We start from the raw sequence: 19,294 nt of genomic DNA on the forward strand, positions 1-19,294 counted from the left end.
CTCATCGAGTGAGAGTGCCAGGAGGAAGCAAGTGCCGACGTACCAGTACCAGTGCACCGAGTGCGGCGAGGGCCTCGAGGCGGTGCAGAAGTTCACCGATGACGCCCTGACCGTGTGCCCCAACTGCGACGGACGCCTCAAGAAGGTGTTCTCGGCGGTCGGCATCGTCTTCAAGGGCTCGGGCTTCTACCGCAACGACAGCCGCGGCTCGTCGTCGAGCAGCACGCCCGCGAACGCGTCGTCGAAGTCGGCGTCCGGTTCCTCGTCGGGCACCTCGTCCACGTCGGACTCGAAGGCTGCTTCGTCCTCCTCGTCCTCGGACTCCAAGTCGTCCGGCTCCTCCTCGACGTCCACGTCGTCGAGCTCGGCCGCGTAGGACTTCACACACGCTGTTCCGACCGACCCCGCCGTCCTGTGACGGCGGGGTCGTCGGCGTGTGACGGCGGGGTCGTCGGCGTGTGACGGCGGGGTCGTCCGCGGGTGCCGCCCCCGCCGCTGTCCGGCTACTGTGTCGGGCCATGGTGAACACGGCGAACGCCGCGCGGGCCGAGATCGGCGTCATAGGCGGCTCCGGCTTCTACTCCTTCCTCGACGACGTGACCGAGATACGGGTCGACACCCCCTATGGAGCTCCGAGCGACTCCCTCTTCCTCGGCAGGATCGCGGGGCGCCGGGTCGCCTTCCTGCCCCGGCACGGCCGCGGCCACCATCTGCCGCCGCACCGCATCAACTACCGCGCCAACCTGTGGGCGTTGCGCTCCGTGGGTGTGCGCCAGGTGCTGGGACCGTGCGCGGTCGGCGGGCTGCGGGCCGAGTACGGGCCGGGCACGCTGCTGGTGCCCGACCAGCTCGTGGACCGCACGCAGAAGCGCGCCCAGACGTACTTCGACGGGGTTCCGCTCCCCGACGGCGGCGTGCCGAACGTCGTCCACGTCTCGCTCGCCGACCCCTACTGCCCCGTGGGCCGCGGCGCGGCCCTGAAGGCGGCCCGCGGCCGTGACTGGGAGCCGGTCGACGGCGGGACGCTCGTCGTGATCGAAGGGCCGCGCTTCTCCACCCGGGCGGAGTCGCGCTGGTACACGGCGCAGGGCTGGTCGGTGGTGGGCATGACCGGGCACCCCGAGGCGGCGCTCGCCCGCGAACTGGAGCTCTGCTACACGTCATTGAACCTGGTCACGGATCTGGACGCGGGCGCGGAGACCGGCGAGGGCGTCTCGCACGACGAGGTCCTGCGGGTGTTCGCCGCCAATGTGGACCGGCTGCGGGGCGTGCTGTTCGACGCGGTGGCGGGGCTGCCGGAGGGCGGCGGGGACCGCGAGTGTCTGTGCGCGAGGGCGCTGGGCGGTGCGGATCCGGGGATCCGGCTGCCGTGACGTCTTTACGTGAGACGTCTTTACGCGAGGCGTCTTTACGCGAGGCGTCTTTACGTGAGACGCCTTAGGCGGGCGGAAGTCCTCGTTCGGATGAGGGAGTTGTCCACAACCGGCGGGTAGTCCACGGGCCTCAGCGGGGATCGGCGCGGGCCTGCATCGTGAGAGCGCAAGCCGAGCTCCTCGCATCGCAGGCGGTGGTTGTCGTGACGCATGTCCCTCCTCAGACCCGACCGGAAGACCAGGCACGCCCGTCCGAAGGCTGCCGGGTCCCTCACTTCCCGCCCGTGCGGGTGCGCGGCGGACATCCGCGGCTGGGCCGACTGCTGCGGCACCGGCGGCGGGCCCTGGCCGTCGGCCTCGCGATGACCGCCGCCGCCCTCGCGAGCACGGCGCCGCGGGAGGCGGTCTCGCGGGAGGCCGATCCGCCGCACAGGGTCGCGGCGGCGGCGCAGCGGTCCACGACGGGCACGACCACGACGGCAGCGGTGTCCGCCCCCGTGCGGATCGCGGACGCGGACACGGTGGGCCTGCTCCGCCCCGGCGACCGGGTCGACGTGATCGCTGCCGACGGATCGCCCGCGGGCGGGGCAGGGCCGCGTGTGGTGGCGTCGGGGGCCAGGGTTTCCGCGGTGCCCGAACCCGGGGAAGGACCCACCGAGAGCGGTGCGTTGGTGGTGCTCTCCGTCCCGAGGGACACGGCGGCGCGGCTGGCAGGGGCCGGGGCGAGCGCGCGGCTTGCGGTGACCCTCCGATGAAGCGGAACGTTCACGATCGCACTGAAGGCCTGTCAAGTAGCTCGTTCGTGCGGGTCAATTGGACAGGGCGGCCCGGGGCTCACGTAGGTTGCGAAGTTGTTTGTTCCACAACCCGCACATGCAACGAAAGGCCTCGTGGTGAGCGAGAAGAAGGAACCGGGCATCTGGGAGGGCTTCAAGGCCTTCCTGATGCGCGGCAATGTCGTCGACCTGGCGGTCGCGGTGGTCATCGGAGCCGCCTTCACGAACATCGTGAACTCGGTGGTGAAGGGCGTCATCAACCCGCTCGTCGGCGCCTTCGGGACGAAGGACCTCGATCACTACAGCTCGTGCCTGAAGTCTCCCTGCGAGACGAACGACGCAGGCGAAGTCGTCAAGGGCATCCCGATCATGTGGGGCCCCGTGCTCAGCGCGGTCCTCAGCTTCGTGATCACCGCGGCCGTCGTGTACTTCCTGATGGTGCTGCCCATGGCCAAGTACCTGGCGCGGGCGGCCGCCAAGAAGGCCGAGAAGGAGGGCACACAGGAGGTCATCGAGCTCTCCGAGCTGGAGGTCCTCAAGGAGATCCGCGACGCCCTGGTGGCGCAGCGCGGCTCGGGCTCTGGCTCGGGGCCACGCGAGGAGTAGCGCGGGTTCAGATGTGGTGGGGCGGCTTCTCGTCGAGGAAGCGCGCGAGATCGGCCGCGCTGTCGCCGCGGGACTCGGCCCGCTCGCCCCACCCTCGGTCCGTGTCGTCCGACGACTGCTGCTCCAGCGGGTCGTCAAAGACCAGCGCGTTCTTCGCCTTGGGCTTCGGCTCGTCGGGCTTCGGCTCGTCCGGATCGCGCGGTTCGGGGGCGGGGGCGGTGCTCATGCCTCCAGGGTACGTCGGGCGGTCCCGACGGCCCGATTCACACGGCCTTGAGGCCCTGAGCTGCAAAGATCTCCTTGGCCGCGGCCACCTGGCCCGGGGTGGGCGAGGGGGTGCCGCGCAGCGTGAAGTCCTTACCGAGCGCGTCCCACTTCGCCTCGCCCAGCTTGTGGAAGGGCAGCACGTCGACGCGCGAGATGTTGCCGAGCGAGGCGGCGAAGCGGGCGACGCCCTCGATGTTCGCCGGGCCGTCGGTCAGGCCGGGGACGAGGACGAAGCGCACCCAGGTCTCCTGGCCGAGGGCGGCCAGGCGGCGGGCGAAGTCGAGGGTGGGCTGCAGGGGACGGCCGGTGACCGTCCGGTATGTCTCGGGCTCCCAGGACTTGATGTCGAGCAGGACCAGGTCGACGTCGCGGAGCAGGGCGTCGGTGGCGCGGGCGCCGAGGAAGCCCGACGTGTCGAGCGCGGTGTGCAGACCCAGCTCGTGCTTGAGGCGGTGCAGGAGTTCGCCGGTGAAGACGGGCTGCAGGAGGGGTTCGCCGCCGCTGACGGTGGCCCCGCCCCCGGCCGCGGAGATGAACCGCGTGTACTTGGCGGCCTCCGCGATCACGTCGTCCGCCGTGGTCCGCTTGCCGTCCCGCATCCTCCAGGTGTCGGGGTTGTGGCAGTACAGACAGCTCAGAGGACACCCGGCGAGGAACGTGACGAAGCGCGACCCCGGCCCGTCGACGCCGGTCGACAGGTCCCAGGAGTGGATCGAGCCGGTGACGGGGCGGTGGGTGGCGGCCGCCGCGGGGGTGGCCGCGTCCTCATCGGTCGCGCGGGGGCGCACGGGAATGTCGGTACCGAGCAGGACAGCCATGGTGTAACTCCCGGACTACTGGCAGGACACGGTGTGCGCGGCGCCCGGGGCCGGGGTGAGGGCCCGGCCCCGGGGCCGCGGTTCGGGGGCGGCTCCCCGGAGGGAGCCGGTGGCTCGGAAGGAGCCGGTGGCTCAGAGCGAGCCGTGGAAGGTGCGGTTGATGACGTCGAGCTGCTGGTCGCGGGTGAGCCGGATGAAGTTGACCGCGTATCCGGAGACCCGGATGGTCAGCTGCGGGTAGTTCTCCGGGTGCTCCATGGCGTCCTGCAGGGTCGCCTTGTCCAGCACGTTGACGTTCATGTGGAAGCCGTCGCTGGCCATGAAGCCGTCCAGGACTCCGGCGAGGTTCGCGACGCGCTCCTCGGGGGTGCGGCCGAGCGCGTCCGGAGTGATGGTGTTGGTCAGCGAGATGCCGTCCTCGGCGTCGTCGTAGGGCAGCTTGGCGACCGACATCGCCGAGGCGATGTAGCCGTGCTCGTCACGGCCGTTCATCGGGTTGGCGCCCGGTGCGAAGGGCATGCCCGCGCGGCGGCCGTCGGGGGTGTTGCCGGTCTTCTTGCCGTAGACGACGTTCGAGGTGATGGTCAGCACCGACTGGGTATGCACCGCGTCGCGGTAGGTGGGGTGCTTGCGGACCTTCTGCATGAAGTCGTGCACGATGCGCTTCGCGATGTCGTCGGCGCGGTCGTCGTTGTTGCCGTAGGCGGGGTAGTCGCCCTCGATCTCGTAGTCGACGGCGAGGCCCGTCTCGTCGCGGATCACCTTGACCCTGGCGTGCTTGATCGCCGAGAGCGAGTCGGCGGCTACCGAGAGGCCCGCGATGCCGCACGCCATGGTGCGCAGGATCTCCTGGTCGTGCAGCGCCATCTCGATGCGCTCGTAGGCGTACTTGTCGTGCATGTAGTGGATGACGTTGAGCGCGTGGACGTACGTCTTGGCGAGCCAGTCGAGCATCGCGTCGTACTGCCGCACGACGGTCGCGTAGTCCAGGTAGTCGCCCTCGATGGGCGTGAAGCCCTGCACGACGGTCTTGCCGGACTTCTCGTCGCGGCCGCCGTTGATCGCGTAGAGGAGCGCCTTGGCGACGTTCACGCGGGCGCCGAAGAACTGCATCTGCTTGCCGACGGCCATCGCGGAGACGCAGCAGGCGATCGCGGTGTCGTCGCCGTACTTGGGGCGCATCAGCTCGTCGGACTCGAACTGGATGGCCGAGGTGTCGATGGCGACCTTGGAGGCGAACTCCTTGAAGCCCTGGGGCAGCTGCTGCGACCAGAAGACCGTCAGGTTCGGCTCGGGGGCGGGGCCGAGGTTGTAGAGGGTCTGCAGGGCGCGGAAGGTGGTACGCGAGACCAGCGGGCGGCCGTCCTCGCCGATGCCGGCCATCGACCAGGTGACCCAGGTCGGGTCGCCGGAGTAGAGCTCGTTGTACTCGGGGGTGCGCAGGAAGCGGACGATGCGGAGCTTGATGACGAAGTCGTCGATGAACTCCTGGGCCTCGGCCTCGGTGATGCGGCCCGCGTCGATGTCGCGCTGCAGGTAGATGTCGAGGAAGTTGTCGATGCGGCCGATCGACATGGCCGCGCCGTTCTGCTCCTTCACCGCGGCGAGGTAGGCGAAGTACAGCCACTGGACCGCCTCGCGGCCGGTGGCGGCGGGCCGCGCGATGTCGTAGCCGTACGACATCGCCATGGCCTTGAGTTCCTTGAGGGCCTTGATCTGCTCGGAGATCTCCTCGCGGCCGCGGATGACGTCCTCGGTCGCCCACTCCTCGCCGAGTGCGGTCTTGTCGGCCTCCTTCTCGGCGATGAGACGGTCGACGCCGTAGAGGGCGACGCGGCGGTAGTCGCCGATGATGCGGCCGCGGCCGTAGGCGTCGGGCAGGCCGGTGATGATGCCGGAGGAGCGGCAGGCGCGGATCTCGGGCGTGTAGGCGTCGAAGACGCCTTCGTTGTGGGTCTTGCGCAGGTGCGTGTAGACGTCCCGGACCTCGGGGTCGGCCTCGTAGCCGTAGGCGTTGAGGGCGCCTTCGACCATCCGCCAGCCGCCGTTGGGCATGATGGCGCGCCGGAGCGGGGCGTCGGTCTGCAGGCCGACGATCAGGTCCTTGTGGTCGGCGGCGGTGCCGTCGATGTAGCCGGGCCGGAAGGCGTCGATGCGGGAGGGCGTGTGCACGTCCACGTCGTGGATGCCGCGCTCGATCTCCGTGGGGAACATCGAGAGGAGCTTCTGCCAGACCTCGGTGGTGCGTTCGGTCGGGCCCGCCAGGAAGGAGTCGTCTCCTTCGTACGGGGTGTAGTTCTGCTGCACGAAGTCACGGACGTCGATGGCGTCCCGCCACAGACCGCCCCTGAAGCCGTCCCAGGCCTCGCCGTTCACAGTCGCTTCCGCAGGAGTGGCAGTCATGACCCGCACCTTCCGTATCGCTTCTTCGCTACGTCTCCATTCCACTCCTTTCCGATCGATCAAAGGGCCCGCAATGGTCCCCGATCCCGGACCGGAAGTCCCCTTCCTTCGCGCGGAAACCACCCCACACCACACCTGAACTGGAACTTCTCTTGGGACTTTGGACCCAAGTTCGCTTGTGAATGCATTCACAAGAAATTCCCGGCCGCCCCGTGGTACGGAACGGCCGGGAATCGTGGAAGGTCCGAGGCGTCAGCTCGGCGACTCCGCGCCCTTGCGGGCGTAGAACCACCAGGCGACCGCGATGCAGCTGACGTAGAAGGCCACGAAGCCCCACATCGCGCTGGTGACCGCGAAGTTGGCGAACATCGCCGGGATGAAGAAGAAGCCGTACGCCGCGATGGCGGAGGTGAAGCCGGTGACGGCGCCCGCCTCCATCTCCGACTGCTTCAGCGCCTTCGTGTACTCGGGCGTGCCCTCGGTCAGGCCCTTCAGGTGCTGGTTGCGGAAGATCACCGGGATCTGGCGGAACGTGGAGCCGTTGCCGATGCCCGAGAAGAAGAACGCGAGCAGGAAGCAGGCGAAGAAGCCCCAGAAGTTGCCGTTGTCGCCGCCTGCGGGAAGGAAGTTGATGACGCCGATGATCGAGAGCGCCATGCCGACGAACGAGATGATGGTGACCCTCGCGCCGCCGATCTTGTCGGCGATCCAGCCGCCCGCCCAACGGGCGAGCGCGCCCACGGCCGGGCCCATCCAGGCGTAGGTGGCCGCGGAGTAGGCCGCGTCGATCGGGGTGAACGTGGTCTTGATAAGCATCGGCAGGGCCGCGGCGAAGCCGATGAAGGAGCCGAACGTACCGACGTAGAGCCAGGTCATCAGCCAGTTGTGCTTGCGCTTGAAGATGACCTTCTGCTGGCTGAACGGGGTCGAGGCGACCTTCAGGTCGTTCTGGCCGAACCAGGCGACGACCGCCAGGATCACCAGGACCGGCACCCACAGGAACGCCGCGTTCTGCAGCCAGACCGGTGTGCCGTCGGCCTTGTGCTGGGCCGAGCCGACCGCGATGACCGAGCTGGTGATGACGATCGGGGTGAGCAGCTGGACGACCGAGACGCCCAGGTTGCCGAGGCCGCCGTTGATGCCGGTCGCGTTGCCCTTGTCCTTCTTGGGGAAGAAGAAGCCGATGTTGGCCAGGGACGAGGCGAAGTTGGCGCCGCCGATGCCGCAGAGGGCGGCGATGGCGATCATCACGCCGTACGAGGTGTCGGGGTTCTGGACCGCGATGCCGAGCCAGATCAGCGGGATGACCAGGACGACCGTGGAGAGCGCGGTGAAGCGGCGCTGGCCGATCATCGGGCCGAGGAAGGTGTAGAGGATCCGGGCCGTGCCGCCCGTCAGGCCCGGCACCGCCGTCAGCCAGAACAGCTGAGAGGTGGAGAAGCCGAAGCCGACGTCCTTGAGGTTGGTCGCCGTGACCGACCACACCTGCCAGACCACGAAGGCGACCAGCAGGGCGGGCACCGCGATCCACAGGTTGCGGGCGGCGACCTTCTTGCCGGTGGACTTCCAGAAGAGGTCGTTCTCCGGCTCCCAGTCGGTGATGGTCTTGCCGGGCCGGTACTGCGCGGGGTCGTACGACGTGCCCGTGGGCGCGGTTGGCGCTGCTTGAGCGGCAGGCGATCTCATGTTGGTTCCCAGTTCGCTCAGGGTCCCGACCTTGCTACGGGGCCTGACGTATCCACCATCCGGCGTGCGCACGATCGGGAGCAGAGGCGGAGGACACCTCCCGGCCGGGCCGAAGTCAGGGAATGTGAGGGGACTTCAGACCTCGTGCACCGGCAGCGCGACCGACGGGTCGTCCAGGCACTCGCCGGTCCGCAGGTCGAACTCCTGCTTGTGCATCGGCGAGGCCACGACGGTGCGGCCGCCACGGGTACCGAGGATGCCGTGGGCGATCACGTCGGTGCCGGAGAACGGGTCGCGGTTGCCGACGGCGTACACCCGTCCTTCGCCGTCCTTGAAGAGGGCCGCCTCGGTGCCGTCGGGCAGGACCGCTGCCCGGCCGCGGCCCGGCTCCAGGAACTCGGGAGACGGCTGCGCGAGGTGCCGCTCGAAGCGCGCCAGGGCCTGCGGATCCGCCAGGACCGCCTGCCATTCGTCGCGGTAGGCCGCCGCGTGGCGGTCCATCTGGGCCTCAAGGTCGGCACAAATGCCGAGCGAGTCGTCGATCAGGACGGACTTCAGGTGGTCGAGGCCGCCGATGCGCTCGAACCACGGGGCGGTGCGCTCCAGGCGCTCGCCGGTCCGCAGGTAGTACATGAGGAAGCGGTCGACGAAGCGGCGGAGTTCGGTGGTCGACAGGTCGGCGGCGAGGAGGTCGGCGTGGCGCGGCCGGGCGCCGCCGTTGCCGCAGACGTAGAGGTTCCAGCCGTTGGCCGTGGCGATGACGCCGATGTCCTTGCCGCGGGCCTCGGCGCACTCGCGCAGACACCCGGAGACGCCGCCCTTGATCTTGTGTGGGGTGCGCAGGCCGCGGTAGCGCAGCTCCATGTCGATCGCGAGCCGCACGGAGTCTCCCTGCCCGAACCGGCAGAACTTCGCCCCGACACAGGACTTCACCGTGCGCAGGGACTTGCCGTAGGCGTGGCCGGACTCCAGGCCGACGGCGACCAGACGGCGCCAGATCGCGGGGAGTTGGTCGGCGCGGGCGCCGAAGAGGTCGATGCGCTGTCCACCGGTGATCTTCGTATAGAGGTCGAAGTCGCGGGCGACCTCGCCGATCGCGATGAGCTGGGCGGGGGTGATCTCGCCGCCGGGGACACGCGGGACGACGGAGTAGGTGCCGTCCTTCTGGAGGTTGGCGAGGAAGAGGTCGTTGGAGTCCTGGAGGGCGGCCTGCTCGCCGTCCAGGACGTGGCCGAGGCCCAGTTCGGGGGCGAGGGTGCCGAAGACGTTGCCGACGACGGGCTTGCAGACGGTGCAGCCCTCGCCGCCCAGGCCGTGCTTCGCCATCAGCTCGCTGAAGGAGCGGATGCGTTCGGTGCGGACCGTCTCGTAGATCTCGGCGCGGGTCAGCGCGAAGTGCTCGCACAGGCCCGTGGGCTTCTCGATCCCGGCGGCGGCGAGCTCCGCGTCGAGCACGGACCGCAGGGTGGCGAGGCAGCCGCCGCAGCCCGAGCCCGCCTTGGTGCACCGCTTGACGCCGCCGATGTCGGTGAGGGAGTTCTCGGCGACGGCGGTGCGGACGGCTCCCTTGGTGACGTTGTGGCAGCTGCAGACGACGGCGTCGTCGGGGAGGGCGTCGGCGCCCGGGAGTTCGATGTCCGAGGCGGGCACGACGTATGCCTGCGCAGGCGCGGGCAGGGGGCGTCCTGCGTGCGGCACCAGGGTGCCGTAGGCCTCGGCATCGCCGACGAGGATGCCGCCGAGCAACTGCCCTTCCGGCCCGAGCAGCAGCTTCTTGTAGACCCGTTCGCGGCTGTCGGAGAAGACGACGGAGACGGCACCGCCCTCCGCGCCCTCGGGTGCGAACGGGTCACCGAAGGAGGCGACGTCGGCGCCCATCAGCTTCAGTTTGGTGGAGGTGTCGGCTCCGGTGAAGACGGAGGTGCCGTCCCCCGCCAGGGCGTCGGCGGCCGCCTCGGCCATCTGGTAGCCGGGGGCGACCAGGCCGTAGACGCGGCCGTTGGCGCCCTGGGCGCACTCGCCGATCGCATAGACGTAGGGGTCGGTGGTGCGGCAGTGCTCGTCGACGACGATGCCGCCCCGGTCCCCCACGACAAGACCCGCCTCACGGGCGAGGTGGTCCCGGGGACGTATCCCGGCGGAGAAGACCACGACATCGGCGTCGAGGGTGCGGCCGTCGCTCAGGCCCAGTGCGCGCACGGCTCCCGCATCGTCCGCGTCGACCCGGCTCGCCCCGACCCCCGTGTGCACGGACACGCCCATCGACTCGATGGTGGCCCGCAGGGCCGCGGCACCCCCGTCGTCGACCTGGAGCGGCATCAGCCGGGGTGCGAACTCGACGACGTGGGTGCGCAGTCCCAGGGTGCGCAGCGCGCCCGCGGCCTCCAGGCCGAGGAGTCCGCCGCCGATGACGACGCCGGTGGTGCGGCCCTCTTCGGAGGCGTACGCGGAGAGGGTCTCGACGTCGTACAGGGTGCGGTAGGTGAAGCAGCCAGGGGCGTCGGCGCCCGGGACGGGCGGCACGAAGGGGTAGGAGCCGGTGGCGATGACCAGGGCGTCGTAGGGGACGGTGGCGCCGGAGGTCGTGGTGACCGTGCGGGCTGCGGTGTCGATGTGCTCGGCCGGGTCGGCGAGGCGCAGGTCGATGCCGTGGCGGGCGAGGAAGCCGGGCTCGCACAGGGCGAGTTCGGCGTCGGTGGCGCCGGTGAACGCGGAGGAGAGGTGGACCCGGTCGTACGCGGGCCTGTCCTCCTCGGCGAGCACGGTCACCCGCCAGCCGGGGCCGTCCGGCGCCGCGGGGTCGGCGAGGGCGCCACGTTCCGCGAGCGTCTCCAGGAAACGGTGGCCCACCATTCCGTGGCCGATGAGCACCAGGGTCTGGGTCATGGGAGTCACACTCCGTCGCGCCGGGGGAATCCCCCGCCGAGCCGCTGCGGGCGGGGGACCTTCCCTCTGACGGTAGGCCGGGCGCGGCGCGGTGCCGGACCGCTAAGGACCCGTCCGCCAGGGCCCAACGGCCCGTGCGGTCAGGCCTTTTGGCGGGCGTCGCCCGGCGAGCGCGGGCGTAGCGTCGTGGGCGACGGGCTGCTCCCCGACCACGACTGCAGCCCGGTGCGATGCGGTTTCCGGGGCGGGAGTGCGGCGACACCACTGTCCCGTCCCGGGCCCGCTCGCAAAGAGCGTGGGTTCTCCGGCTTCGGGTGGGGTGGACAGTGCGACCTCTGGAAGTGCGACGTCTGGAGGGGCGACCTCTGGAGGGGCGACCTCTGGAAGTGCGGTCCCTGGAAGTGCGGTCCCTGGAAGAGGGTTCGGCAGCTCCGCCCCTCGTGCTCGCCGTGCACGGCAGCGCCCTGCCCGGTGCCGCCCGCACCCTGCGGCGGCTCTGCGACCGGGTCGAGGAGCTCGGCGGGGTGCGGCCCGCCCTCGGTCACCTCGACCACCGGTCCCCCTCCGCCCCCTCCCTCGCCGAGGCGCTGCGGGACGGTGCCGTCGTCGTGCCCCTCCTCCTCGGCGACGGATACCACCGCACGGTCGACATCCCCGCCGTCGTCCGGAGCCACGGCAGTTCCGGCCGTGGATGTGTGCTCACCGACGGGCTCAGCGGCGACCGTGCCGTGGCGCTCGCCCTGAGCGACCGGCTGGATGAGGCGGAGCGGCGCTCGGGCGTGCGGGCCGACGCCGTGGTCCTCGCCGCCGCCGGATCGTCGCGGCCCGGGGGCAATGAGGGGGCGCGGGTGGCCGTGCGGCAATTGCGACTGCTGCTGTGCGGAGGTCCGGTGCGCGGGGTTCCGGTGTGCGGGGCGTACTGCTCGTCGGCCGGGCCCACCGTCCCCGAGGCGGTGGCGCGGCTGCGGGCCGCCGGGTACCGGAGGGTGGTCGTGGCCGCGCATCTGCTCGCGCCGGGGCGGTTCACGGGGGCGCTCGCCGAGGCCGGGGCCGATGCGGTGGCCGACCCGATCGCCGACCACCCGGGCATCGCGGCGCTGGTCCTGCGCCGGTACGACAGCGCCTTGCGTCGCCCGGGTGGCCCTGCCCGGCCGGTCGGCGCCGCAGCCTGACTCGGCGTACGCCTTCTGCTGTCCTGGAGGGCATGGCAACCTCCCCCGACTCACCGATCCCACCAACCGCACCCACCTCATCGGACGCATCGACCTCATCTGCCTCGTCGACCTCACCCACCACCCCCTTCACCAAACCGCTGCGGCCGCTCCTGGCCAGGGGCCGCGACGAGGAGCACCGCGCCGCGACACCGCTGGAGCTCTTCTTCGACCTGTGTTTCGTCGTGGCGGTCGCACAGGCCGGTGCCGAGCTGGTGCATGCCGTCGCCGAGGGGCATGCGGGCGAGGGCGTCCTCAACTACGCGATGGTCTTCTTCGCGATGTTCTGGGCGTGGGTCAACTTCTCCTGGTTCGCCTCGGCGTACGACAACGACGACGCGCTGTACCGCGTGGTCACGCTGATCCAGATCGCCGGTGTGCTCGTCTTCGCCGCCGGGGTCTCCAAGGGCTTCCAGGAGCACGACTTCCTCCTGGTCTGGCTCGGCTACCTGATCATGCGGGTCGCCCTCACCACCCAGTGGCTGCGCGTCGCAAGGGCGGCGACGGGCGCCGAGCGCGGGACGGCCCTGCGGTACGCGGCGGGCGTGCTGCTCTGCCAGGTCGGCTGGTCGGGGCTGCTGTTCCTGCCGGAGGGCGCCAGGCCCTGGCTTTTCCTCGTGATGGCGGTCGCGGAGATGTGCGTGCCGGTGATCGCGGAGCGCGCGTACACGACGGCGTGGCACCCGCACCACATCTCCGAGCGGTACGGCCTGTTCACGATCATCGTGCTTGGCGAGACCCTCGCGGCGGCGACCGTCGCGGTGAAGTCGGGCATCGAGGAGCACGACGCGCTGGACGAGCTGCTGCCCATCGCCGCGGGCGGCCTCCTCGTGGTGTTCGCCGCGTGGTGGATCTACTTCGTCGTGCCCATCCACGGTCGGCTGAGGAGCAACCGCCAGGCGTTCCTGTGGGGCTACGGGCACTACGTGATCCTGGGTTCGGCCGCGGCGATCGGGGCCGGGATCGAGGTGGCGGTCGAGCAGGCCGTCGGCAAGGCGCACATCTCGACGGTGGCGGCGTCCGCCGCGGTGACCGTGCCGACGGCGCTGTATCTGATCACGGTGTGGGCGCTGCACTCCCGTTACTACAAGGTGGGGGTGGCGCAGCAACTGGTGTTGCCGGTCAGTGCGTTGGCGGTGCTTGCGAGTACGTTCGCGGGCCGCTGGGCGGTGCTGGTGGCGGGGCTGGTCGCCGCGGCGACCGTCGCGACGGGGGTGACGCTCACCACCCGGACGGCGCGGCGCCCGTGACCGGGCCGCGTGGTACGCCTTCCTCATGACACCTGTTTCCGCTGATTCCACCGGAGCCGCGTTCCGACCGATGACCGACTCCCTGACCGATGTCGCGGGCCTCCGCGTCGGCCATGCCACGCGGGCCGGTGACGGCCGCCTGACCGGCACCACCGTGGTCCTCGCCCCCGAGGGCGGCGCCGTCGCGGCCGTGGACGTGCGGGGCGGCGGTCCCGGCACCCGCGAGACGGACGCCCTGGACCCGCGCAATCTGGTGCAGCGCGTCGAGGCCGTGGTCCTGACGGGCGGCAGTGCGTACGGGCTGGACTCCGCGTCGGGCGTGATGGCATGGCTGGAGGAGCGGGGCCGGGGCGTGCGGGTCGGCGCCGACCCCTCCCACGTCGTGCCCGTCGTCCCCGCCGCCTGCGTCTTCGACCTGGGCCGGGGCGGCGACTTCGGGGCCCGCCCCGACGCGGCGACCGGCCGGGCCGCCGTCGAGGACGCCGCACGCACCGAGCCGTTCACCCCGGTCGTGGAGGGGAACGTCGGGGCGGGGACGGGTGCGGTGGTCGGCAGGTTCAAGGGCGGCGTAGGCAGCGCCAGTGTCCGCCTCGGCTCGGGGATCACGGTCGCCGCGCTGGCCGTGGCGAACGCCGCGGGCTCGGCGGTCGATCCGCAGACAGGGGCGCTGTACGGGCAGTACTTCAGGGGGCAGCGGGTGAGTTATCCGGCGCCCGAGGTCCACGAGGAGGCGACGCGGCGCCTCGCCGAGGCCGCCGTCGAGAACGGGCCGCCCCCGCTGAACACCACCCTCGCCGTGGTCGCCACCGACGCCGAACTCACCAAGGCGCAGGCGCAGAAGCTGGCGGGCACCTCGCACGACGGCATGGCGCGCGCGGTGCGGCCCGTCCATCTCCTCAACGACGGCGACACCGTCTTCGCCCTCGCCACCGGGGAGCACGCCCTGGCGGCCGGGAACCCGCTCGCCCTCAACGAGATCCTCGCCGCGGGCGCGGACCTGGTGACGGAGGCGATCACGCGGGCGATGCTGGCGGCTGACTCCGTGGAGACGCCGGGCGGAACTTTCCCTTCGTACCTCGATCTCTACGGCAAGTAGCACGGGATCAGGAGGGAACCGGGGGGAACAGGAGAGAACAGGAGGGGACAAAGCAAGCAAATCGCCGCGCTCGCAGGCGCGTTGGGCACGGCAAGTGTGCTCACACTCACACTGTCCGCACGGAACCTATCCGGGGCACAGGCCGCTCTTAACTCGTACTGAGTCAGAACACGTACTTGGAGCAGCCCGTGACAAGGTCGGTCATAGTCAACCCCCGGCGCCGTGCCCTTATGGCCGCCACCGCGCTCGCCGCCGTGGGCGCGCTGACCCTCACGGCCTGCGGCGGCGACGCCGATGCCAAGGACGAGAAGAACGGCGGCAGCTCCTCGGCAGCCAAGGGCGCCGACATCACCATCTCGTCGAAGGACGGCGCCACCGACGCCTCGATCAACGCCACCGGCGTCAAGGTCAAGAACGGCAAGCTGACCGACGTGAAGATGACGTCGGCGACGTCCGGCGCCGCGGTCGAGGGCACCATCTCCGGCGACGGCTCCTCCTGGAAGCCCAAGGCCCAGCTGGAGCGCGGCACGAAGTACAAGGTGACGGCGAACGCCAAGGACGCCAAGGGCAACGCGGCGACCGAGAACGCGACGTTCACCACGATCTCCTCCGCCAACAGCTTCATCGGCACCTACGCACCCGACGGCGGCGCCAAGGTCGGCGTCGGCATGCCGGTCTCCTTCAACTTCGACAAGGCGATCACGGAGAAGAAGGACGTCCAGTCCCACATCACGGTGACGACCAGCAGCGGCCAGAAGGTCGTCGGCCACTGGTTCGGCAACCAACGCCTGGACTTCCGCCCTGAGGACTACTGGAAGGCCGGCTCCAAGGTCACGATGAAGATCAACCTTGAGGGCGTGAAGGGCGCGGACGGCGTCACCGGCGTGCAGAACAAGACGGTCACCTTCGACATCGGCCGCGCGCAGGTCTCCACGGTCGACGTGCAGGCCAAGAAGATGACGGTCGAGCGGGACGGCAAGGTCATCAAGTCCGTCCCGATCTCCGCGGGCAGCCCGTCGAACCCGACGTACAACGGCAAGATGGTCATCTCGGAGAAGTTCACCCAGACCCGGATGAACGGTGACACGGTCGGCTTCGGCGGGGAGTACGACATCAAGGACGTGCCGCACGCCATGCGGCTGTCCTCGTCGGGCACCTTCATCCACGGCAACTACTGGGGCTCGCCCTCGATCTTCGGCAGCGCCAACACCAGCCACGGCTGCGTCGGCCTCCAGGACGCGCGCGGCGCGGGCGACCCGAGCACCCAGGGCGCCTGGTTCTACAACAACTCCCTGATCGGCGACGTCGTGACGGTCAAGGGCTCGCCCGACAAGACCGTTGCACCCGACAACGGCCTCAACGGCTGGAACATGTCGTGGAGCGAGTGGACCGCGGGCAGCGCGAGCTGACGCACGCCCCCTCGGCGGCCGTCCCGGCTGCCGCGGCCGCCCCGGCCGCACCTCACAACTGAGCGAGCCACGTGGGAACTTCCCGCGTGGCTCGCCCGTTTTCCAAGTCCCGGGTTTCGTACCCGCGCGTTTTCCGGTTCCAGGGCATGATGTCGGACCGAGGGGCTACGGTATGCACTCACCAGGTGACATGTAGCAACGCCGGGAGAAGCCTTGAGCGTTCCGTACGACACTGCGTACGAGCCACCCGAGTCGCCCGAGCCACACTCTCCGGAGGAGCATCTCGAGCGACTCCTCGGCCGCGCCCTGAACTCGTTCGATCTGCCGGACGAGGTGATGGCCCGGCTGGGCTCCGCCCTCGCCCACGACACCTCGCTGCACTCCGCGCACCACAGCTCGGGGCTGCACCGCGAGACGTTCAGACACACCTGGCTGCTCGCCGACGCGTCCGTGCTCACGCTCTGGGAGCTCGTCCACAACACCGCGCCGGGCAGCGCCCCGACGCACGAGCTCTATGCCGACGAGGAGGAGGCGGGCGTCGCCACCTCGCGCCTGCCGCTGCCGCCCGACCCGCCCGCGTGCGGCCGACCGGTCGTGCTCCAGCTTCCGGCCGACTCAGAGCCCCGCCATGCGTATGTTCCGGACGATTCCGCGGACCACGCGCGCCGCCTGCTGCGCCGCGCGGAGAACCCCGACGGCGACCGGCCGGGCACGAGCGTCGCGCGGCTGCTGCGCGCCGCGTTCGCGCACCAGATCACCCAGGCCTTCGGCCGTCCGCGCCTCGCCGGTGAAGTGCGCATGTGCTTCTCGCTCTACGAGCACGCGTTCCTGCTCTTCGACGGCGGCGAGACGAGCCTGTGGGAGGTCGAGCACACGCTCACGCCCGACGGGCGGCACATGTGCGAGGTGTACGACACCGAGGAGGCGGCGCGCGCCGCGATGGAGCGCAGGGCCCGTGCCTGGACCCGGGAGGGCCGGACGCGGGGCTAGGGGCCCGCCAGAAGAACCCCGGAAGTCCTCAGGGGCCTCAGGGGCCCTCAGGGGCGCCTAGGAGCGACCCTCGCCGAACTGCCGTACGAGACCGGCGAAAGCGGCCCGCTCGTCCGCGGTGAGCTCCACGGTCTCCGTGCGCGGCGGGCCCTGCTGGGTCGGCAGCGCTCGGAGCGCCGGGGCACGGAGCGACGGGGTCTGGCGCCACGCCTCCATGTCGAAGCGGTCCTTGCGCATGACCCGCACCAGGCCGACGGCCCAGACGACGGTCGCCACGGCGAGAACGGCCACGCCTATCTGCTGAACGATCGAGACATCCTGGAGCATGCGGCCCAGTAGACAACAGGGGCGGGGGCTTTCGACAGGGGGTAATAGGACTTAGGTCCCGAAGTGACGCAAGTCGCACACTCCGGGACCGGTTGCCCTTCAGGGACGTTCGGGAGGGGAAACGTCCGGGTTCAGACGCTCGCCGTCGCCTTCGCCGCCACCGGCTCCTCGGCCGCGGGCGCCGTCTCGTCGGCCGCGCCCGGAGGCGTCGTCTTCCTGGCGCCCTTGAGCAGCACCACCACGGCCGTCGAGACACAGACACCGGCGGCGATCGCGACCAGGTACAGCAGGGGCTGGCCGATCAGCGGGACCACGAAGACACCGCCGTGCGGGGCGCGCAGCGTGCAGCCGAAGGCCATCGACAGGGCGCCGGTGACCGCGCCGCCCGCCATCGAGGCGGGGATGACGCGCAGGGGGTCGGCCGCCGCGAACGGAATTGCGCCCTCCGTGATGAAGGAGGCGCCGAGGAACCAGGCCGCCTTGCCGTTCTCCCGCTCGGTCTTGGTGAAGAGACGGCCGCGGACCGTCGTGGCGAGGGCCATGGCGAGCGGCGGGACCATGCCCGCGGCCATCGCCGCGGCCATGACCTTGAGGCTGCCGTCGGTCGGGTGGGTGAGGCCGCCGATCGCGAAGGCGTAGGCCACCTTGTTGAGCGGGCCGCCGAGGTCGAAGCACATCATCAGGCCGAGGATGACGCCCAGGATGATCGCGTTGGCCCCGGAGAGGCCCTCCAGCCAGTCGGTCAGCGCACTCTGCAACGAGGCGATGGGCTTGCCGACGACGAGGAACATCAGGAAGCCGACCACCGCCGACGAGATCAGCGGGATCACCACCACCGGCATGATGCCGCGCAGCACGGCCGGGATGCGGACCCGTTGGATGCCCATGACGACGGCGCCCGCGAGCAGGCCCGCGGCGAGACCGCCGAGGAAGCCCGCGTTGATGGTGACGGCGACCGAACCGCCGACGAAGCCGGGGACCAGGCCGGGCCGGTCGGCCATGCCGTACGCGATGTAGCCCGCGAGGACCGGGACGAGGAAGGCGAAGGCGAGCCCGCCGATCTGGAAGAGCAGCGCGGCCCAGCTGGTGTGGTCCGTCCAGATGAAGTGCTCGGCGACCGACGGCGCCTTGTCGATCTTCCAGCCGCCGATGGCGAAGCCGAGGGCGATGAGGAGGCCGCCCGCGGCCACGAACGGGACCATGTAACTGACGCCGGACATCAGCCACTTGCGCAGCTTGGTGCCGTAGCCGTCGCCGTCGTCCCCGGCGCCCTCCACGGGCGTGGGGCCGGTGGAGGCGGCGGTGGTCTCGCCCCGGGCCGCCTTCTCCCGCACCTCGGCGATGAGTTCGGCGGGGCGGTTGATGCCTGCCTTCACGCCCACGTCGACGGTGGGCTTTCCGGCGAAACGGTCCTTGTCGCGCACGGGGACGTCGTGGGCGAACACGACGGCGTCCGCCGCGGCGACGACCTCGGGGTCGAGACGGGTGAAGCCCGCCGACCCCTGCGTCTCGACCGTGATCTCCACGCCCACCTCGCGGGCCGCGTTCTCCAGGGACTCCGCGGCCATGTAGGTGTGGGCGATGCCCGTGGGGCAGGAGGTGACGGCGACGATACGGAAGGGCTCGTCCGGGCCGGAGCCGCCGCCCACCGGGGCACCGGGAGCGGCAGGTTCGGCTTCCTCGGCAGTCGCTTCCTCGGCAGCCGCTTCCTCAGCAGCCGCTGCCGCGTCCTCGCCGCTGATCAGCGCCGCCGCCTCCGCCGCCGTCGAGGCGGACCGCAGCGCTCCGGTGAACTCCGCGTCCATCAACTGCCGTGCCAGCGACGACAGGATCGTCAGGTGGGCGTCGTCCGCGCCCGCCGGGGCCGCGATCAGGAAGATCAGGTCGGCGGGGCCGTCCGGCGCGCCGAAGTCGATGCCGCGCGCCGAACGCCCGAAGGCGAGGGTCGGCTCGGTGACGTGCGCGCTGCGGCAGTGCGGGATGCCGATGCCGCCGTCCAGGCCGGTCGGCATCTGCGCCTCGCGGGCCGCCACGTCGGCAAGGAAGCCGTCGAGGTCGGTCACCCGGCCCAGGGCCACCATCCGTTCGGCGAGCGCGCGGGACGCCGCTTCCTTGGTGTCGGCGGACAGGTCGAGTTCGAGGTCGACCAGATCCGCGGTGATCATGTCGGTCATCGCGGGCTCCTTTGCACGCGTA

The 19,294-nt window shown here is 70.7% G+C and carries 16 protein-coding genes; 9 read left to right on the top strand and 7 right to left on the bottom strand.

Going from position 1 to position 19,294, the window contains the following annotated elements:
- Window positions 1-31: 31 nt before the first annotated feature.
- The 4 genes from AC068B_RS17170 to mscL all read left to right on the top strand — a co-directional run bounded on the left by AC068B_RS17170 (window position 32) and on the right by mscL (window position 2,755).
- Window positions 32-376 carry an FmdB family zinc ribbon protein gene (locus AC068B_RS17170; protein WP_356263257.1) on the top strand — a complete coding sequence of 115 codons (345 nt, stop codon included), beginning with the start codon at window positions 32-34 and terminating at the stop codon, window positions 374-376.
- Between the two features lie 142 nt (window positions 377-518).
- Window positions 519-1,373, top strand: a complete 855-nt coding sequence (locus tag AC068B_RS17175) for an S-methyl-5'-thioadenosine phosphorylase (RefSeq protein WP_478672337.1) — start codon at window positions 519-521, stop codon at window positions 1,371-1,373.
- 203 nt (window positions 1,374-1,576) lie between these two features.
- Window positions 1,577-2,128 carry an RcpC/CpaB family pilus assembly protein gene (locus tag AC068B_RS17180; protein ID WP_478672338.1) on the top strand — a complete coding sequence of 184 codons (552 nt, stop codon included), beginning with the start codon at window positions 1,577-1,579 and terminating at the stop codon, window positions 2,126-2,128.
- 135 nt (window positions 2,129-2,263) lie between these two features.
- A complete protein-coding gene (mscL, locus tag AC068B_RS17185) occupies window positions 2,264-2,755 on the top strand; it encodes a large conductance mechanosensitive channel protein MscL (protein ID WP_478672339.1) in 492 nt (163 codons plus the stop codon).
- A 7-nt stretch (window positions 2,756-2,762) separates the two neighbouring features.
- Here the strand turns inward: mscL and AC068B_RS17190 are convergent, their stop codons facing one another.
- From AC068B_RS17190 to nirB, 5 genes are all read right to left on the bottom strand, one after another.
- A complete protein-coding gene (locus AC068B_RS17190) occupies window positions 2,763-2,981 on the bottom strand; it encodes a hypothetical protein (protein ID WP_478672340.1) in 219 nt (72 codons plus the stop codon).
- 37 nt (window positions 2,982-3,018) lie between these two features.
- Window positions 3,019-3,840: a pyruvate formate-lyase-activating protein gene (gene pflA, locus AC068B_RS17195; protein WP_478672341.1), complete on the bottom strand. Its 822-nt coding sequence runs from the start codon at window positions 3,838-3,840 to the stop codon at window positions 3,019-3,021.
- Window positions 3,841-3,972: 132 nt separating this feature from the next.
- Window positions 3,973-6,243, bottom strand: coding sequence for a formate C-acetyltransferase (gene pflB, locus AC068B_RS17200; protein WP_478672342.1), 2,271 nt, complete (start codon window positions 6,241-6,243; stop codon window positions 3,973-3,975).
- 252 nt (window positions 6,244-6,495) lie between these two features.
- Window positions 6,496-7,929: a NarK family nitrate/nitrite MFS transporter gene (locus tag AC068B_RS17205; protein WP_478672344.1), complete on the bottom strand. Its 1,434-nt coding sequence runs from the start codon at window positions 7,927-7,929 to the stop codon at window positions 6,496-6,498.
- Between the two features lie 135 nt (window positions 7,930-8,064).
- Window positions 8,065-10,815, bottom strand: a complete 2,751-nt coding sequence (gene nirB, locus AC068B_RS17210; RefSeq protein ID WP_478672345.1) for a nitrite reductase large subunit NirB — start codon at window positions 10,813-10,815, stop codon at window positions 8,065-8,067.
- A gap of 386 nt (window positions 10,816-11,201) precedes the next feature.
- On the opposite strand from nirB, the gene AC068B_RS17215 reads away from it, so the two are divergent.
- The 5 genes from AC068B_RS17215 to AC068B_RS17235 all read left to right on the top strand — a co-directional run bounded on the left by AC068B_RS17215 (window position 11,202) and on the right by AC068B_RS17235 (window position 16,771).
- Entirely contained in the window at window positions 11,202-11,987 is a 786-nt protein-coding gene (locus AC068B_RS17215; protein ID WP_478672346.1) for a sirohydrochlorin chelatase, read from the top strand.
- 32 nt (window positions 11,988-12,019) lie between these two features.
- The gene (locus AC068B_RS17220) at window positions 12,020-13,276 is read left to right on the top strand and encodes a low temperature requirement protein A (RefSeq protein ID WP_478672348.1); all 1,257 of its coding nucleotides are present in this window, start codon (window positions 12,020-12,022) and stop codon (window positions 13,274-13,276) included.
- Between the two features lie 70 nt (window positions 13,277-13,346).
- A complete protein-coding gene (locus AC068B_RS17225) occupies window positions 13,347-14,372 on the top strand; it encodes a P1 family peptidase (RefSeq protein WP_478672349.1) in 1,026 nt (341 codons plus the stop codon).
- A gap of 230 nt (window positions 14,373-14,602) precedes the next feature.
- On the top strand, window positions 14,603-15,781 hold the full coding sequence (locus tag AC068B_RS17230; RefSeq protein WP_468563599.1) for a L,D-transpeptidase: 1,179 nt from the start codon (window positions 14,603-14,605) through the stop codon (window positions 15,779-15,781).
- Between the two features lie 213 nt (window positions 15,782-15,994).
- Entirely contained in the window at window positions 15,995-16,771 is a 777-nt protein-coding gene (locus tag AC068B_RS17235) for a DUF6227 family protein (protein ID WP_478672351.1), read from the top strand.
- A gap of 57 nt (window positions 16,772-16,828) precedes the next feature.
- On the opposite strand, the gene AC068B_RS17240 is transcribed toward AC068B_RS17235, so the two are convergent.
- Window positions 16,829-17,098: a hypothetical protein gene (locus AC068B_RS17240; protein WP_468563603.1), complete on the bottom strand. Its 270-nt coding sequence runs from the start codon at window positions 17,096-17,098 to the stop codon at window positions 16,829-16,831.
- Between the two features lie 131 nt (window positions 17,099-17,229).
- Window positions 17,230-19,272 carry a PTS fructose transporter subunit IIABC gene (locus AC068B_RS17245; protein ID WP_478672352.1) on the bottom strand — a complete coding sequence of 681 codons (2,043 nt, stop codon included), beginning with the start codon at window positions 19,270-19,272 and terminating at the stop codon, window positions 17,230-17,232.
- Between the last annotated feature and the right edge of the window lie 22 nt (window positions 19,273-19,294).

This window comes from Streptomyces sp. NPDC042371, from assembly GCF_056437465.1.

What these genes read in the sequence shown, in the direction of transcription:
- AC068B_RS17175 (WP_478672337.1), top strand. Translation starts at nt 519, where the DNA reads ATGGTGAACACGGCGAACGCCGCGCGGGCCGAGATCGGCGTCATAGGC.
- AC068B_RS17190 (WP_478672340.1), bottom strand. Translation starts at nt 2,981, where the DNA reads ATGAGCACCGCCCCCGCCCCCGAACCGCGCGATCCGGACGAGCCGAAG.
- pflA (WP_478672341.1), bottom strand. Translation starts at nt 3,840, where the DNA reads ATGGCTGTCCTGCTCGGTACCGACATTCCCGTGCGCCCCCGCGCGACC.
- pflB (WP_478672342.1), bottom strand. Translation starts at nt 6,243, where the DNA reads ATGACTGCCACTCCTGCGGAAGCGACTGTGAACGGCGAGGCCTGGGAC.
- AC068B_RS17205 (WP_478672344.1), bottom strand. Translation starts at nt 7,929, where the DNA reads ATGAGATCGCCTGCCGCTCAAGCAGCGCCAACCGCGCCCACGGGCACG.
- nirB (WP_478672345.1), bottom strand. Translation starts at nt 10,815, where the DNA reads ATGACCCAGACCCTGGTGCTCATCGGCCACGGAATGGTGGGCCACCGT.
- AC068B_RS17220 (WP_478672348.1), top strand. Translation starts at nt 12,020, where the DNA reads ATGGCAACCTCCCCCGACTCACCGATCCCACCAACCGCACCCACCTCA.
- AC068B_RS17225 (WP_478672349.1), top strand. Translation starts at nt 13,347, where the DNA reads ATGACCGACTCCCTGACCGATGTCGCGGGCCTCCGCGTCGGCCATGCC.
- AC068B_RS17230 (WP_468563599.1), top strand. Translation starts at nt 14,603, where the DNA reads ATGGCCGCCACCGCGCTCGCCGCCGTGGGCGCGCTGACCCTCACGGCC.
- AC068B_RS17240 (WP_468563603.1), bottom strand. Translation starts at nt 17,098, where the DNA reads ATGCTCCAGGATGTCTCGATCGTTCAGCAGATAGGCGTGGCCGTTCTC.
- AC068B_RS17245 (WP_478672352.1), bottom strand. Translation starts at nt 19,272, where the DNA reads ATGACCGACATGATCACCGCGGATCTGGTCGACCTCGAACTCGACCTG.